The sequence below is a fragment of the Bacillus sp. FSL W7-1354 genome (genome assembly GCF_038002405.1).
Lineage (GTDB): Bacteria > Bacillota > Bacilli > Bacillales > Bacillaceae > Bacillus > Bacillus paralicheniformis.
Genome location: NZ_JBBOCL010000001.1, coordinates 1,557,693 through 1,576,912 on the forward strand (window position 1 = coordinate 1,557,693; position 19,220 = coordinate 1,576,912).

1 protein-coding gene is annotated in these 19,220 nt (G+C 46.0%); it reads right to left on the reverse strand.

The window, feature by feature from the left end:
* Positions 1-74: 74 nt before the first annotated feature.
* A complete protein-coding gene (gene bacC / locus MKZ04_RS08035; protein ID WP_341045660.1) occupies positions 75-19,148 on the reverse strand; it encodes a bacitracin non-ribosomal peptide synthetase BacC in 19,074 nt (6,357 codons plus the stop codon).
* Positions 19,149-19,220 lie beyond the last annotated feature (72 nt).

Genomic DNA, 19,220 nt, shown 5'->3' on the forward strand with positions numbered 1-19,220 from the left:
TTTTCTTTGCCTTTCATTATAACAGAGAGTTGATAAGGCAAACAAAAGGCACCCTGAAAAGGATGCCGTTTTGTTCATATTTTGACAGTCTTATTGATGATATCATGGATCAATCTTGCATTTCTTTCAAGAATGTCGGGATGGGACTTGGAGATCATTTGCATATGGGTTCCGGCTCCTTGAACGACTGTAAAGGTTTTGGACGCCGCTTTTTCCCACATCATCATATTTTCATCCCGCTGATTGTCGCTTGACTTGATATAGCTGATATGTCCGTCAATTGCGCCGGTTGTGACTGTGTTTTGTATATATACATAAGACTTCATCACCAAGTCCACTAAATAGTCGCTCAATAATTTCTCTGCATCGCGGTATTTCTCAAGTTCAAATGTTTTGGATATCTCTTCTCTGTATTCCTCCTCTGTGAACTGATGTTTCTCGGCTTTTGTCCGATATTTTGAATCCATGATGATCAAATCTTCGACTTCATATCCTTGCCGGTTCAATTCTTTCGCCACATCAAATGCCAGGATTCCGCCGGATGAATAGCCGATTAATGTGTACGGCCCTTCACCTTGAATGTTTTTAATGATATCCGCGTATTTTCGAACCCTGTTTGCGGATGGAATGAAGTTGAAGCTGTACACCGAATGCTGCTTTAGATACTTGGCCAAGCCCATGTAGGCAATGCCCATCGACGCGGCCGGCGGGAAGCAGAACAGGTTTTTGCCGCCTTCTTCCGCCCTGGTCAGCTGCATGCAATCATCTGTGTAGTCTTTCAGCAGGTCTTGTGCATGCTTCAGAAAATCAGACAGCTCTTTAATGGTCGGCTTGGAGAAAATGTCCTTAAACGGAACTCTGAAGCCAAGCTCTGCATATAGCCTAGAGACAAATGACATGATGTTTAAAGAATTCGCTCCGATATCGAATATGTTGGCGTTGATGCCAATCAGTTCGATATTCAGGATGTCTTCCCAAATGGCGGCCATTTTTTCTTCCAACTCATGTCTTGGAGGCTCATATTCCAGTAAAGCGCCCGCGCTTCGATCTGGCTCTGGAAGGGCCTTCAAGTCGACTTTTCCGTTTGGTGTCAGCGGCAGCTCATCAAGCTTCAGCAAATAGGACGGCACCATATATTCCGGAAGCTCCTTCACCAAAAACGCTTTGATGTCTTCCTGTGTGATGTCTCTTTCGGAAACGACGTATGCGCAAAGAACTTGATCGTTGCTTTGATCTGTTTTGGCGGCAACCGCCGCTTCTTTTATATCGCTGTGCCTTAACAATTGATGCTCGATTTCGCCAAGTTCGATGCGGTAGCCCCGAATCTTGACTTGGTGATCGATCCGGCCCAGATACTCAATATGTCCATCCGGCCTCATCCTTGCAAGATCTCCTGTTCGATACATTCTTTCACCCGGTAAAAACGGATTTGGCAGGAATTTTTCAGACGTCAGTTCCGGTTTGTTCAAATAGCCTTTTGCGACTCCGTCTCCGCTGATATACAGCTCTCCGGCAATTCCGACCGGCTGTACTTCCTGACGCTCATCCAGAATATAGAGCTGGACATTGGAGGCCGGCTTGCCGATCGGGACAGAAACTTGCCGGTCCCGTCCGGCATCATATTGATAGATCATGCAGCCGACAACCGTTTCGGTCGGACCGTATTCATTGTAGATTTCAATGTTGTGATGAAATCTCTCCGTGATTTCTTTGGCCAGTTCCGTTTTTAAATCTTCTCCGCCGACGATCAGGCGTTTGATGCTTGATCCGCTGGCACCCATGTCTTTGACAAGGCTTAAATGAGACGGGGTTAATTTGACAATCCCGGCTTTTTGGTCTCTGAACACTTTTCGAATCAGCGGTTCCCCGTCCCTGCTATGCTGATACACAATCACCCGGTTGCCTGAGATTAATGGCGTAAATATCGATGTCACCGTTAAATCAAAGGCAATGGATGAGTAGAGGGCAAAATCAAGCTGTTCGCCTTGGACATATACACGGGCAGCCCAGGTAATATAGTTAACCAGCCCTCTTTGCCTGATCATGACCCCTTTTGGTTTTCCTGTGGATCCTGACGTGTAGATGATATATGCAAGGCTGTCGGTGTTACCCGCCAGTTCCAGATTGTCAGCCGGATAACTGCTGAAATCTCCGGTTAATTCGACGGCTTCCTGATGAAGTGTGCCCAAGTCCTGCTTGTGATCCACAAGGATGATGGCCGCTCCGCTGTCTTCAAGCATATACTTGATCCTTTCTTCCGGATAATCGGGATCAATCGGCAAATAGGCTCCTCCGGCTTTCAAAATGCCCATGATTCCGACCACCATTTCCGGTGAGCGTTCTGCCATGATGGCGACAATCGTATCCTCTTTGACTCCTTTGTCCCTGAGGTATCTGGCAAGCTGATTTGATTTTTCATTGAGCTCACGGTACGTCAGTTTGTCATTTCCTGAGACAACCGCAGCAAGCTCAGGGGTTTTTTCGGCTTGTTCCTCAAACAGCCGGTGAATCGTCTGATTCGGATATTCCGCTTTCGTGTCATTCCATTCGTACAACAGCCTGTTTCTTTCAGCTTCCGAAAGGACTGTGATGTCGTTTAATGACTGATCTTCATTTTGGACGACCTGTTCCATCACTTGTTGAAGGTGTCCTTTGATACCGGCGATGATGTGGTCATGATAGATATTTCCGTCATAAGTCAATTTGATGACCAAACGTTCGCCCGGGACGGCCACAATATTAAATCCGTAATTTGTTTGTTCTTCGGCGTGAATTTCTTCAAAGATAAAACCAGCACCGCGTTTGCCGCTTGTCTCAAATGCACTCTGATCAACCGCGTAATTTTCGAAAATCAGGATATGATCCAGCAGCTCTCTTTTTAATTCACTGAGCGACTGTACTTCCGACAGATTCATGTCATGATATGTCCTGCCTTCCAAAGCCTGTTCCTGAACGCTTTTGATGAGTTCCTTAAAGCTTTGGCTTTTTTCCAGTCTAATTCTCGTCGGTACAGTGTTGATGAATAATCCGACCATTTTTTCGATTCCGGCTACTTGTGCATCCCTGCCGGAAATGACTGTACCGAATACGACATCATCCGTTTGATTGTACCTTGCCAAAAGCATTCCCCAAATGCATTGTAAAACAGTATGGAGGGTGACATTGTTACGGCTGGCAAGCTCTGTGATCCGGCCGGTTAATTGTTGCGGGAATTCTATGACGGCCTCTTTTCTCTTATATTTCGCATGTCCGGAAGAACTCGCCAAAACCGAAATCGGCGATTTTTCGGTAAAGCCTGATAAATAGTTTCTCCAGTACGCTTTTGGAGCTTCTTTATCTTGTTGCTCTAGCCACCCGATATAATCGCTGTACGGTCTTGCCTCTTCAAGCCGGTGTTTTTGCCCGCCTTCTTTCATATGATACATTTGGAACAGCTCTCCCATAATGATTCCCCGGGACCAGCCGTCAAGCAGAATATGGTGGTTTGTCCATATGAACGTATAACTGTCATCCTCGGTTCTCATTAGCGCGGCTCTGATCAATGGTTCGCTGTTTAAGCAAAAACCTTTCTCCCGATCTGCTTTGCGATACGTTTGAATCACTTGCTCCCGTTCCGCCGGACTCTGCTTTCGCAAGTCATGATAGTCAAGATTGATCTTTCTGTCCTTGATGATCACATTTCTTGGTTCATCCGTTATTTCATACTCGATCGAGGCCCTTAGAATCTCGTGTCTTTCCATGATGTCATTGAACGTTTCTGCAAACAGACGCTCATCGATCAATCCTTTCATATCGATGGCCATTTGTTCAAAGTACGCCTGTGATTCCTTGTCTTCGAGTGCGTGGAACAGCATGCCCCTTTGCATGTTGGCAAGCGGATAGATTTTTTCGATTTCCATCCCTTTATATTTCAGTTTGATTTCCTCAAGCTGATCTAAGCTGATGCCTTTGTCTCCGTAATCGGACGGCGTTTTTTCCGTCTCTTCTCGTTCCGCGCAGTGGCGAATGACCGCTTTCAAGGCTTCTTTATATTTTTGAGCAAAAGTTCTGACGACGTCTTCACTGTATGCTCTTGTGTTATAGGTCGTTTGAATGGCCAGTTGTCCCCTGAAGACCACCGCATTGATTTCGAGTGGATTTTCTCTAGTGATGCCCTTTCCGGCTGCTTCTCCCGGCGACAGGTGTGATGAAGAAAATTCTCCGCTGTTGATGTCTTCATCAAGCTGTCCCAGGTAATTGAACAAGATTGGTGATGTTGCGCCTTTTGCGATCTCACTGTCCCGGGTGAGATACTTTAAAATTCCGTAGCCGATGCCTTTGTTCGGCACGTTTCGCAAGTGCTCTTTCACCATTTTAATCGTTCTGGACATGTCTGTTTCTTGTCCCAAATCGATGAATACCGGGTATTTCGAGGTAAACCAGCCGACCGTTCTGCTGATATCGATGCCATCTGCCACCTGTTCTCTTCCATGCCCCTCCAGCGTGATTCTTAATTTATTTTGCCCGGTCATATCTCTTGCCGCCACCAGAAGCGCAGCGATCAGAAGATCGTTGATTTCGGTACGGTAAGCTTGGTTTGTTTCTCTTAAAAGCCGCGCTGTCTCCTCTTTTTCGAGTTCCGTGCTGAATGTTTTGCTGTCCTCAACTTTGAAGACACCTGCATCTTCATTCATTTCCAGGAATTTGACGTCTTCACAAACGGCCTTCAGCCAATACTGTTTTTCACCAAGCAGTTTTTCAGTTTTTGAATATTCCGTGATGTGATGTGCATATTCCTGGTAGGAAGCTGTTTTTGGATAGAACTCGACTTTTTCCCCATTTGATAACTGACTGTACCCCAGCGCCAAATCTTCAAATAATATTCTCCAGGAGATACCGTCGACCACAAGGTGATGGATGATGATCAGCAGGTGATCCCCATTATTCGTTTTGAAGAGCGCCAGTTTAACCAGAGGGCCGGTTTTAATATCGATGCTTTGCTGAAGCTCCGTTGCCAATTGGTACACTTTCTGTGGCTGGTCGTTTTCGCTCGAGACATCATAGACAAATAGGTCAAACAGCTTTTTGCCCGGTCCCCGGTTGTACTGAATGATCTTTCCGCCTTCTTCTCTAAACACCGTCCGGAGTGTATCGTGATGTTGGATGATTTCTCTGAATACACGTTTGACGATGCTCTCGTCGAATCCGTTTTTCCTATAAAGTATAACCGCATGGTTGTAATGGTTCCTGTCCGTTTTGTTCAACGAGAAATACTCTTGTTGAATCGGAGTCAAGAGAACCTCGCCCTCTACCGTTTCATATGATGCTGATTTGTCGGTTTCGGCCTTGACATATCGGCTCAAAGACTTGATTTGCGGATTTGCAAACAGATCTTTCATTTCTAGCGACAGGCCTTCTCTTGATAATCTTGAGATCATTTGCAGCGCTTTGATGGAATCGCCGCCTGCTGCAAAAAAGTGATGAGTGATCCCGATCTTGTCAATGCCAAGCACATCTTCCCATATTTGAACAAGCTTTTCTTCCGTCTCGTTCCGCGGCGGTTCGTATTCCGTCTCTTTTCCCGGCTGCGGTTCAGGCAATGCGGTTGTATCGATCTTTCCGTTGGCTGAAAGCGGCATCTTCTCAATTTGGACAAATGAAGACGGAATCATATATTCTGGAAGCTCGCGCATCAGATACGTCCTGATGTCCTCGAACGGTAATTCGGCGTTTGCTGTGAAATAGGCGCACAGCTGTTTTGCACCTTTATGGTCTTCCCTTGCAGCAATAAAGGCTTCCTTGATATCATCATGAGCCAACAGCCTGTTTTTGATTTCTTCCGGTTCTATTCTGTAGCCCCTTACCTTTACTTGGCTGTCCATCCGTCCTGCAAGTTCGATATTTCCATTGCTCAGCCTTCTGGCAAGGTCCCCGGTCCTGTACATTTTTGTATGCGGTGCAAACGGATCTTCGACGAATTTTTCTTTCGTGATATCCGGTTTGTTTACATAGCCGCCTGTCACTCCGGCGCCTGCGATGCAGAGCTCTCCGTACACACCTTCCGGAAGCAGTTTCATATTTTCATCAAGCACATATGCATTCGTATTATGGATCGGAGTGCCGATAACCGGATATTCTTTGAAAGAATTGAGGTGTTCCGGGTCGATTACTTTAAAGACTGAGCCGATTGTCGTTTCCGTCGGGCCATAATGATTCATGACTACATGATCGGGATATTGGTTGTAAAATGTCTCAACATCCCTTGTATTGATCATCTCCCCGCCCAAGACGACCAGCCTGAGAGAAGCGCAAGGTTTTTCGGCGGAAAAGCCCGGATCATTGACAAAAATGTTAAACAGAGACGGCGTCAGTTTGATATAGGTGATGCCGTTTTCTTTGATATACTTTAAAGCCCGGTGCGCATTTGTATAGCATTCTTTTCGTGCGATATGCAGTTCGCTTCCGCTTAACAGCGCCGAAAAGATGCTCGTATAGCCCAAATCGAACGCATATGAAGACACAAGCATGGCTTTGTCGTTTTCTGTAAGACCCGCTTCCTTCATAAACCATGCTGTATAATTCACCACATTCCCGTGTCTGATAAATACGCCTTTCGGCTTTCCGGTGGAGCCTGATGTGTATATAATATATGCATTCTGATCGGCTGCACCCGATGCAGACAGGTTTGACGCGGCCTTCGCATCAATCAAACCGTCGGCAACATTGACGATTTCTCCAGCGAACGCGACGTTTTCTTTGACAGAGCCTTTGACAAGCAATATTGCAGCTCTGCTGTCACTTAAAATCTCATTCGTCCGTTTGGCCAATTGCTCCGACTCGATCGGCACGTAAGCCGCTCCGGCTTTCAGTACCGCCATCATGGAAATGATCATCTCAAGCGATGGTTCAATCATGATCGCTACAGGTGCACCGGCGCTTGCTCCTTTGTCTCTCAAAAGCCTTGCCAATTGATTTGCTTTTTCGTTCAGTTCCCTGTACGTCAGCTTTTCATCCGCAAAGACCACCGCTGTTTGCTCCGGCGTTTTGCCAGCCTGATGCTCAAACAGCTGATGAACCGTTTGATCTTTAGGGTAATCTGTTCGTTGTCCTTGATTCTGATCCCGAAGCACTCTGATTTCTTCATCTGACAGCATGTTCACGTCGCTCAACGGCATTTGCGGATCGTTTGCCGCTTCCTTTAAAATATTGATCAAATGGCCCGCCATTCTTTCAATCGTGGACCGCTTAAACAATTTTGTACTGTAGTTGAAAACACATTGAATGCCTTCATTTGTCTCAGCGGCTGTCAGCGTCAAATCAAATTTTGAGATGTTCACCTCGGTTTGGAGTGGCTGGAATATCAAGCCATCGATGTCCGCTTCATCGCCGTCGAAGTTTTGCAGAACAAGCATGGTATCAAACAGCGGGTGTCTGCTCATATCCCGTTTGACATCAAGTTTTTCAACCAGTTCATCAAATGGATAGTCTTGATTTTCATAAGCTTTCAGCGCCGTTTCTTTAACCTCTTTTAAATAATCGGCAAATGGCATGTCTCCTATTGGATGGTTCCTCATCGCCAGCGTGTTGATAAACACTCCGATGACATGTTTCAAATCGCTGTGATGCCTTCCCGCGATCGGTGAGCCGACAACGATATCCTCCTGGCCTGTATACTTCGCCAAGAGCGTTGTGTATCCCGCCAAAAGCAACATATACATCGTCGCGCCGTTCTCTTTCGCCAGTTTGTTCAGCATGGCGGACGTTTCGCCGTCTATTTCAAACTGAACGATATCTCCTTCAATCGAACGCTTTTGCGGACGTTTTTCATCCGCCGGCAAATTCAGCACCGGCACTTCACCTTGAAAAACGTTGAGCCAGTAGTCTTCCTGGCGTTTAATCTCATCTTTTTGATAAAAAAGTTTTTGCCATTCTGAAAAGTCTTTGTACTGAATCGTTAACGGCTGCAATGTTTTCCCCTCATACAACTCGGCCAGTTCTCTTGTGAAAATGGCCATGGATACCCCGTCTGAAATGATATGGTGCATGTCGAACATCAGTACATGTTCATCGCCACTCGCTTTTAATACTTCCACTCTTAAAAGCGGCGCTTTTTCCAAAGCAAACGGCTTGATGAACGCTTTGATTTTTTCTTCCAGCCGGTCCTGTCCGAGTCGTCCGTACTTCACTTTAAAATCGACTTCTTTTTCGATTTTTTGTACAGGTTCGCCGTCAACCATCACAAAGGCCGTCCTCAAGGCTTCATGTCTTTCTATCAATTGCCGAAAAGCATCCTCAAACCGGTCGACATCAAAATCTCCTGCAATTTTCATGGCGAAAGGCATGTTGTAAGAGAGGCCGCCTGGTTCGATTTGATTAAGGATATACAGCCTTCTTTGTGCGGATGACAATGCGTAATACTCTTTCTCTTCCGCTTGTGTGATGGACGCATAAGGGCTTTCTTTCATGGATTCGATAAAATCACCGATGTCTTTGATTGTTGGTGTTTCGAATATTTGTCTTAAAGGGACTTCAATCTTCATTTCTTTATGCAATTTTGCAGTCAATGCCGCAGCTTTTAAGGAATGGCCGCCAAGTTCAAAGAAATTGTGGCTGATTCCGATGTTTTCGATCCCTAAAACGTCCTCCCAGATTGAGACAAGCTTTTCCTCTGTGCGGTTCCTCGGTGCTTCGTACGTCGCTTCACTGATTGTGCAGCTAGGTTCAGGGAGCGCTTTTCTGTCGATTTTGCCGTTTGCCGTAAGCGGCAATTGATCGAGCTTGACAAAGTATGACGGCACCATGTAATCCGGCAGTTCCTTTAACAAGCATTTTCTGACGTCTGCAACGCCGGCCGTTTTGTCCGCGACGATATATGCGCATAGGTATTTTCCGCCGGCTTGATCTTCCCGCGCCATAACTGCCGCCGCGTCAATGCCTTCTATTTTCAGCAATTGGTTTTCGATTTCGCTCAGTTCGATTCTGAATCCGCGGATTTTGACTTGGTGGTCGATTCTTCCTAAATATTCGATTTGGCCATCAGGTAAAAATCTTGCGAGATCCCCCGTCCTGTACATGTTTTCTCCTGGAACAAACGGGTTTGGAACAAATTTTCCAAGCGTGAGGTCAGGTCTGTTTAAGTATCCGCGGGCAAGGCCTTCCCCGCTCAGACAAAGTTCACCGGGTGTGCCCAACGGCAGCAGTTGCTGGTTGTGATTTAAAATATAAGCCTTGTGATTGCTGATCGGCCGGCCGATGACGACTTTTTCGTCATCTTTTTGCAGCTCGCCCCGCGTTGAGCAAACGCTGTTTTCCGTCGGTCCGTATTCATTAAACAATTTGACGTTCGGCAGCTTTTCAAAATGCTGCCGGATCAGACTTTCATTGAAGCCTTCCCCTGCGACCGTGATAAATCTTAAATCCTCTAAAGGCTGCTCAATCGTGTCGAGCAGGCTTAGATAAAAGCTCGGAACGGCCAGCAAGTTTGTCGCTTTATGCGTTCGCAACGCACCGATGATCTCACGCGGATTCATCCGCAAATCTCTAATTAAAACCAGCTTCGCCCCAGATATAAGCGTCGTGAAAATATCTTCAACAGAACTGTCAAATGAAAAGGACGGCACTTGAAGTGTGGTATCGGCTGTACTGTAGCCATACGATTGTTTCCTCCAATAAAGCGTATTAACAATTGATTGATGGTTGACCATGACACCCTTCGGCTTTCCGGTCGAACCTGAGGTATAGATGACATAAGCCATGTCAGAAGAACCGCTCGTGTGCTCTAAGTTCTCTGTGGCTTTGTCTTTTGTCAGCCCTTTTTCGTTCATATCGATACAGGTGAGATCAACGTCAATCTGTTTGTCCGCCTTTTTCAGCAGGATGCTGATGCCGCTGTCTTCGATCATGTATCTGATCCGGTCTTCCGGATATTCGGGATCGATCGGCAAGTATGCGCCTCCGGCCTTCAGCACCGCCAGCATTCCGACAATCATCTCCACAGAACGCTCCGCCATAACGCCGACGATCATGTCAGGTTTTACGCCTTTTTCCCTTAACAGTCCCGCCAGCTGATTTGACCTTTCATTCAGTGCTTTGTACGAGAGCTTCTCCTTTTCAAATACGACCGCAGTATGCCCAGGCGTCCGTTCCGCCTGTTCTTCAAATAATTGATGGATTGTTTTATTCCTTGGATAATCTGCGTTTGTCCGGTTGAACTCATATAGAAGCGTCTTTCTTTCTTCCTCCGCCAGCATGTCAATCTCTGCGATTTTCCGGTTCTCATTTGCCGTCACTTGCTCAGCGACCCTTTTGATATGACCTTCGATATTGTTGATGATATCCCTGTCATAGACATTGCCGTCATATGTCAAAACAAGGGTGAGCTCTTCGCCAGGAGTCACCGACATGCTAAAGCTGTAATTGCTTTGTTCCGCAGCGCTGATCTCATTCACCTTAAAGCCTGTCTTCATTTGACTCTCTTCAAAGTCCTGTTCATCAGTTTCATAGTTCTCAAATACGAGAATATGATCGATCAGATCTTTCTTTAAGCTGCTCAAAGCCTGGACTTCAGCGAGATTCATATAGTTGTAGCGGTTGCTTTGAATCGCATCTTCCTGAACCTTTTGCAAACATTCGTTAAAACGCGCCTGCTCATTGAATCTGATTCTTGTCGGGATGGTGTTGATAAACAGACCGATCATGTCTTCGATTCCGTCTACGTTTGCTTCCCTGCCCGATACGACCGTTCCAAACACGACATCATCGATCTTATTATATTTCGTAAGCATCAAGCCCCAAATCGTTTGAATCACCGTATGAAGCGTAACGCTGTTTTTAGCAGCGAGCGCCTTCAATTGTTTTGTCAGCTGTTTTGACAAATGGATGACCTTCTCCCGGCGGTCATACAGGCTGCTTTTTTTGCGTTTTGTTAATGTAGGCAGCTGTGCCTGTTCCTCATACCCTTTTAAATATTCGCGCCAATATTGACGGCCCTCTTCCTGATCCTGTCTTTCAAGCCACTTAATATAATCGCTGTACGGCTTCGTCTCCTTTAATGGACTGGCTTTGCCGTTCATCCGGTTTTCGTAGATGACAAACAGCTCACGCATGATGATGCCAAGGCACCAGCCATCGAGTAAAATATGGTGATGGCTCCAGACAAGCCGGTACGAGCGCTCCGCCGTTTTCAGCAAGTAAACCCTCATTAACACATCTCTGCTTAAATCAAAGCCTTTTTTTCGATCTTCATTGATCAATCTCTCAATGAACATTTCCTGTTGCTGTGCGGAGCTTTTCGCGATATTGAAATAGGTGAAATCGATGCTGCGGTTTTCGATGATGATCTGCCTCGGTTCTTCAACAATTTCATATTCATAAGAGGCCCTTAAGATTTCATGCCGTTTCATGATGTCATTAAAGCTTGCCTCAAGAATCGCCGGATCGACATATCCTTCAATATCCATGACCGTCTGCTGAAAATATGCATCTGAGGTATGATCCTCGATGGCATGGAACAGCATACCTTTTTGCATGTTGGCAAGCGGATAGATTTTTTCAATGACGCCTCTGTATCTTCCTTTGATTTCTTCAAGTTCGTCTAAACTGATATTTGTATCTCCATAGTCGGACGGCGTTCTTTCGCTTTCCGTCTGTTGCGTGCAGTGCTTAATGATTTGTTCCAGGCGTTCTTTTAATTGATGATTCAGCCGGCTGATCGTATCTTTTTCGTATTCCATTTGATTAAAGGTTGTATGAATCACCAGCTCATGATGAATCACGATGGCGTTGATTTCGATAGAATGACTTCTCGCGATTTTTCCGCCGATGCTTTCCCCTTCGGAGAAGCTTGAGCCGGAAAATTCGCCGCGATTCATGTCGGCATCGATCTCGCCTAAATAGTTAAATGAAATCCGGGCCTTTTCTTCGTTGATAAAATCCGGGTCTTCAGCCATATACTTTAAGAGCCCGTAGCCGATTCCTTTATTCGGTATTTTTCTCAACGTTTCTTTGACCATTTTGATATGTTGGGAGAGGGCTTTTTCTTCTCCTGCATCAAGAAGCACCGGATACATCGTCGTAAACCAGCCGATTGTTCTCGTGATGTCAACGCCTTCTAAAATATCTTCCCTGCCGTGGCCTTCCATCATGACCTTCAGTTTGTTTTCCCCTGTGATGTCCTTTGCTCCGGTTAGTAATGCCGTTAACAAAATATCGTTGATTTCGGTGTTGTAGGCTCTGTTCGTGTTTCGCAAAAGGTCCGCTGTTGCCTCTTTGCCGAGCTTGATGCTCAACGTCGTGCTGTTTTCGTATACATCTTCCTTTAATATGTTCTTTGGCGGAATAAACCGGACACGTGCCTTGGCAACGTTCCGCCAATATTTGGCTTCCTTCAATAAGGTTCGGCTGCGGGCGTATGCTTTTAACCTGCGGGCGAATTCTTGATAGGAATCCGTTTTGTAGCCGATCTCGAGCGTTTGCCCCTTTAATGCCTGACTGTACAATGTTTCGAAGTCCTCAAACAGTATTCTCCACGATACACCGTCGACGACAAGGTGATGGATTACAATGAGCAGGTGGTCGCCCTCATCAGCCCGGAAGATGCCGAGATGAACAAGTTTTCCTTTTCTGATCGATGTTTGTTTTTGAATGCTTGTCGCCAGCTCATACACCTTTTCCGCTTGACGATCAAGCCCTCTTACATCATAAACATCCAGGTCGAACAGGTCTTTCTGAAAGCTTCTGTTGTACTGAATGAAGTCCCCGCCTTTTTCCTCATAGATCATCCTTAACGCGTCGTGCTGCTCCATTATTTTATTGAAAGTCTTTTTAACACAGCTTTCGTCAAATCCGCCCTTTCTGAAGAGCACAAATGACTGGTTAAAGTGATCCAGCTCTTCTTTGTTATTAGTAAAATACCATTTTTGGATCGGAGTGAGTTCTGCATGTCCCGTGACGATTGTATTGGCATTTTGCCTCTGTGATTGTTTTTTAACATACTTGGAAAGATCCTTGATTCTCGGATTGGCGAACAGATCCTTCATTTCAAGCTTCAGGCCAAGCCTGGACAGCCTTGAGACGATTTGCAACGCCTTGATCGAATCTCCTCCTGCTGCAAAGAAGTGATGGCTGATACCGATGTCTCCGGCACCGAGAACATCCCTCCAGATGTCAACGAGCTTAGCTTCTGTGTCATCCCGCGGTGCTTCGTATTCCGCTCCTGTTGCGACATGTCTGTCAGGTGCAGGGAGGGCTTTTCGATCGACTTTATCGTTTGCGGTGAGCGGCAGCTTATCCAGTCTGACAAAATAAGCCGGAATCATATAGTGAGGGAGCTCTTTTTCGAGCCATTCACTGAGCTCGGTTGATGTCCAGTCTTCTTTGGAGACGATATAAGCGCACAAATAATCGCTGTTGTCATCGTCCTTCCTGGCTATAACCGCCGCTTCGTCGATTTTGTCAAGCTTGAGCAATTGATTCTCGATTTCTCCCAGTTCAATCCGGTATCCGCGTATTTTCACCTGATGGTCTATTCTTCCTAAAAACTCGAGATGTCCACCGGGCAGCCATCTGGCCAGATCACCCGTCCGGTACAATCTTTCCCCTGATACAAACGGATGTGAAATAAACTTTTCGGCTGTCAGTTCCGGCCGGTTTAAATACCCGCGTGCAAGACTGATTCCGCCGACGCAAAGCTCTCCAACAACGCCTGTCGGCACAGGCTTCTGGTTTTGATCCAATACATATACGTTTGTATTGTCAATCGGACTGCCGATATGAGGACGACCGGATCCTCCGTAAACCCCCGCCGTTGCACAGACCGTCGTTTCCGTCGGTCCGTAGGCATTGATAAACAGCCGATTTCCGAACCACCTTTTTGCGAGTTCTTCAGTGCAGGCAGAGCCCGCGGAAACGATTACTTTGAGGTTTTCCAATCTGAATTCATCCAACACATTCAGAACGGTCGGCGGCAAAGTCGCATGAGTGATGTCATACTGTCTTAGAAAGCTTGTTAACGGCTGCCCCGGCATCATTTCCTCCTGCCGTCCCAACACTAAAGCCGCCCCGGCTGCCAGCGCCGGAAAGATTTCAAATGCTGACGCATCAAATGATAGTGAAGCAAATTGAATCACTCTGCTGTCCGTGTTTAAATGCATCAATTTGACAACTGCTGAAACAAGATTGCTCAGCCCTTTTTGTTCGATTAAGACGCCCTTCGGTTTTCCTGTGGACCCTGAAGTATAGATGATGTAAGCCAAATCCCCGCTATGGCTGACAGGCTCCAATTGAGCCGCATCCAGGGCGGCAATTTGTTTATCGTGAATATCAATGTTGATCATGCTGGCCTCTTTGATAAAGGACCGTTTTTTGATGAGCGCCTCTTCCGACAGAAGAAACTTTGTTTGGCTGTCGCCTAGGATGTATTTGATCCTGTCTTCAGGATATGCCGGATCAAGCGGCAGGTACGCGCCTCCGGCCTTCAAAATTCCCAGAAGGCCGATGATCATCTCGGGAGAGCGGTCCACCATGATGCCGACGGCTGTGTTCGGTTTAACCCCTTTGTCTCTTAAAAACCGGGCCAGCTGATTTGACCTCTCATGCAATTGTCGATATGTCAGCTTTTGATCTTCAAACACGACCGCGGTTTGGTCAGGCGATGTCTCCGCCCGCTCCGCAAACAGCCGGCAAATGGTTTTGTCTATTGGAGCATCAGTTTTCGTATCATTAAACCGATATAACAATGTGTTTTTTTCGTCTTCTGACATGGCCTCTATTTGATCAAGCCGCTTGTCCGGCCGATTGGAAATATCCTCTAAAGCACGGACGAAATGCGCCGCCATCCTTTCGACCGTTTCTCTTTTAAACAGCTTTGTACAGTATTCCAAATCAAATTCGATCTTCGAGTCTTTTTCGATTGCCGATAAAGTGAGGTCAAATTTTGAAATATGGATGTCGCTTTCAAACGGTTCAAATGTGAGCCCTTCTATTTCAGCATCCGCTTTTTCCAAGTTTTGCAGGACAAACATCGTATCAAACAGCGGATTTCTGCTCATGTCGCGTTCAAGGTCAAGCTGTTCGACAAGATCGTCAAATTGATAATCTTGGTTTTCATACGCCTTCAGCGCCGTCTCTTTTACATCTTGCAAAAATTCAGCGAATGTCTTGTCGCCCTTCGGATGATTTCTCATCGCCAGCGTATTGACAAACATTCCGATTACATGTTTCAGCTCGTGATGTTTTCTTCCTTGAATCGGCGTTCCGATAATCAAATCTTCCTGTCCGCTATATGTTCTAAGCAAAACCGTATATGCCGCCAGAAGAAGCATATACATGGTCGCTCCGTTGTTTTTGGCGATCCGCTTGAGCTTCTTCGTCAATTCGCCGTCGATTGCAAAACCGATTCTATCGCCTTCAACACTGTGCATTTGCGGCCTCGGGTAATCCGTCGGCATGTTGAGGACTGGAATCTCGCCTTTGAAAATATTGAGCCAGTACTCTTTTTGCCTTTTCATCTCATCTTTTTGATAAAAATCCCTTTGCCATTCTGAATAGTCTTTATATTGGAGGCTGAGCGGCTCCAGTTCTTTTCCGCCGTACAAATCGCAAATTTCTTTTGTCAAAACCCCCATCGATGCGCCGTCTGAAATGATATGGTGCATATCAAACAGAATGATATGTTCCTCGTCGTCAACCTTGACCACCTCTGTTCTAAAAAGCGGGGCCTTTTTTAAATCAAACGGTCTGACAAATTGTTTGATGATCTCTTGAATGGATAGAGACTCTATTTCGCTGGATTTGATGCTGAAATCTACTTCTTTTTCAATCTTTTGAACTGGCTCTCCATCCGCCATCAAGAAGGACGTTCTAAGCGCTTCATGTCTTTGAATGACAATTTGCAATGCGTTCTCAAACCGGCGTATATCGAAGGAGCCCTTGACTTTCATGGTAAAAGGGATGTTGTAGGACAATCCGCTCCCTTCGATTTGACCTAGAATGTACAGTCTTTTTTGCGCGGATGAAAGACGATAGTATTCTTTTTCTTCCACTTTTTTAATAGATGAATCAACACTATCTTTTGTCGATCTGATATATTCTCCCAATCCTTTGATTGTCGGCGTTTTAAAGATTTGCTCAAGAGGGATTTCCGCTTTGAGCTCCTTTCGGATTCTTGCCGCCATCGCGGCCGCTTTGAGAGAATGTCCCCCCAGCTCGAAGAAATGATCGTTGATACCGGCCTTTTCCACCTTTAAAATATCACGCCAAATTGCTGCCAGCTTTTCTTCCGTTTCATTTCGCGGCGCCTCATACTCACTTTCCGCTCCCATCGTTCTGTCCGGCTCAGGCAGGGCTTTTCTGTCCACTTTCCCGTTTTTGGTGAGCGGCAGCTTGTCCATGTTCACGAAATAGGCGGGAATCATATAATCCGGAAGCTTTTCACCTAAAAACCCTTTCAGCTCATCAAGGGAAATCTCACGCTTTGCCGTGATATAGGCGCAAATGTACGGGCGGTTCTCTCCGTCTTCTCTGACGGTAACGATCGTCTCGTTGATGTCTTCATGCATCTCCAACCGGCTTTCGATTTCGCCGAGTTCGATTCTGAAGCCGCGGATTTTCACCTGATGGTCGATTCGGCCGATGAATTCGATGTTGCCGTCAGGCAGCCATTTCGCTAAATCACCTGTTTTGTACAGCCTTTCTCCCGGAATGAACGGATGCGGGATGAATTTTTCCGCCGTCAGTTCCTCGCGGTTTAAATATCCTGTGCTTAAACCATCGCCTGCGATGCACAGCTCTCCGGGAACCCCGATCGGCACGAGCTTGCCGGCTTCATCCATGATCAAGACTGACGTATTCGCCAGCGGGCTGCCGATCGGGATTGTATCGGCTTTTTCATCTATTTCATTGATGAAATAATATGTCGCATATACCGTGCTTTCCGTCGGGCCGTAAACATGAATCAATTTATCCCGGCCGACATGATCCAACACTTTTCTCACATGCGGTATCGACGCTCTTTCCCCGCCGAAAAGGATTTTCCGCAGCTTGGCAAGGCAGCCGATATTGATGTCGGCGAGCGTATTGAACAGCGCTGTCGTAATGAACATCACGCTGACTCGTTCTTTCTCAATCACTTCGGCCAACTCATGTGTATTCAAGACCGTCTCTTTTTCGATCAGGACGAGTGAGGCTCCGTTTAAGAGAGCGCCGAAGATGTCGAACACCGATCCGTCAAACGAATAGTTGGACAGCTGGAGAATGGCGTCATCTTCAGTGATGTCGATATAATTGGTGTTTTTAACGACTCTTGCCGCACTGTAATGCGGGATGACCACTCCTTTTGGTGTTCCGGTTGAGCCGGACGTGTAGACGATGTACGCTGTATCGCTTGAGCAATTCACACGCGGAAGATTCTCTCCGCTTAGTAAGTGCAACTCGTCCGAACGCAAATCAACGGTTTTTATATCAAAAGGTTGAAGAAGCGAATCTGTTGTTACTAACAATGCCGCACCGCTATTTTCCAACATATAATCGATTCTGTCCCTAGGCGTTTCAGGATCGATCGGCAAATACGTGCCTCCCGCTTTTAAAATACCGATGATGCCGATGATCATCTCAAAGGAGCGGTCCGCGATGATCGCGGCAATCGAGCCTCTGCCGATCCCTTTTTCCCTGAGGAGTCTCGCGGTTTGGTTTGCTTTCTTATTCAGCTCTCTATAGGTCATGCGCTGAGCACCGAACACAAGAGCCGTCTGGTCAGGCGTCTTCATGGCCTGTTCCTCAAAGAGCTCATGAAGCGGCTTGTCTTTCGGATAATCCGTTTTTGTATCGTTGAATGTGTCTAAAATCCTCTGTTGTTCTTCTTTTGACACAAGGTTGATGTCTTGTAATGTTTGTGCCTCATCTTCCGCCACTTGTTCTGCGACGGTGATGATATGCTTTTCTAATGTTTCGATGATGGTGTCGTCATATACATTTTCATCATAGATGAAGAGCAGCTTTAATTGATCGTCAAGAGCCGCGGAAATGCTGAAATGATAATTGGTCTGTTCTTCCCCGCTGACATTCACCATTTCAAAACCTACATCATTTTTTTCTTCAAACGCTTTTTGGTCAACGGCATAGTTTTCAAAGACCATGACATGGTCGATCAAATCATTTTTCAACTCGCTTAGCGCTTGAACCTCCGCTAAATTCATGTAATTGTAGCGGCTGCTTTCCAAAGCGTCGGCTTGGGTTTGGCGCAGAACGTCTTTAAAAAGCTTGTCTTTGCCCAGCCTGATTCTGGTCGGGATGGTGTTGATGAAGACGCCGACCATTGTTTCTATACCTTCCACTTCGGCATCTCTGCCGGAAACAACGGTTCCGAACACCACATCCTCGCTGTTGTTGTATTTCGCCAAAATCACGCCCCAAATGCTTTGCAACACGGTATTGATCGTTACATGATTCTGGTTGGCCAATTTGATGAGGCGATTTGTCAATTCTTTGGAACATTCAATCGTTTTCTCTCTTCTTTTAAAACCCGTCTCAGAAGGTGTGCGAAGCTTTGGAAGCGAATTTTTTTGATCATAGCCGCTCAAATAGCTCTCCCAATAGCTCTGAGCTTCTTCTTTATCCTGATCCTCCAGCCATTTGATATAATCGCTGTACGGCCTCGGGTCTTCCAATTGATGATGTTGGCCTTTCCGCTTCATTTCATATATCGTCAACAGCTCATCCAGGATGATGCCAAGGCACCATCCGTCAAGCAAGATGTGATGATACGTCCAGACAAATTGATACGAATCGTCAGACGTTCTGATGAGACAAGCTCTCATCAACGTATCTTTGGCTAAGTTAAAACCCTTTTGTCTATCTTCTGCCAAATAACTCTCCAAAACGCCGTCTTGCTCATGCCGGCCTCGTATATCAAGATAGTCAAACTTCATGTGCCGATCTTTGATAATGACGTGCAGCGGCTCATCCAATCTGTGATGAAATGATGCTCTTAGGATCTCATGCCTTTTCATGACTTCATTTAGGCTTTCTTCAAACATCCGCTCATCCACATCACCTTTTAATTCAATGATGAACTGCTCAAAATATGCGTGTGACGCTTCGTCTTTCATGGCATGAAACAGCATTCCTTTTTGCATGTTTGATAACGGATATATTTTCTCAACTTTTGTTTTCATATCGTCATCTCATCTCCTAGAATTCCTTTTGTTTTCAGATCCACATGGGCCGCCCATTTTTAAGCAGCAGGT

Coding starts and splice junctions, on each gene's coding strand:
- bacC (WP_341045660.1), bottom strand. CDS start 19,148: ATGAAAACAAAAGTTGAGAAAATATATCCGTTATCAAACATGCAAAAA.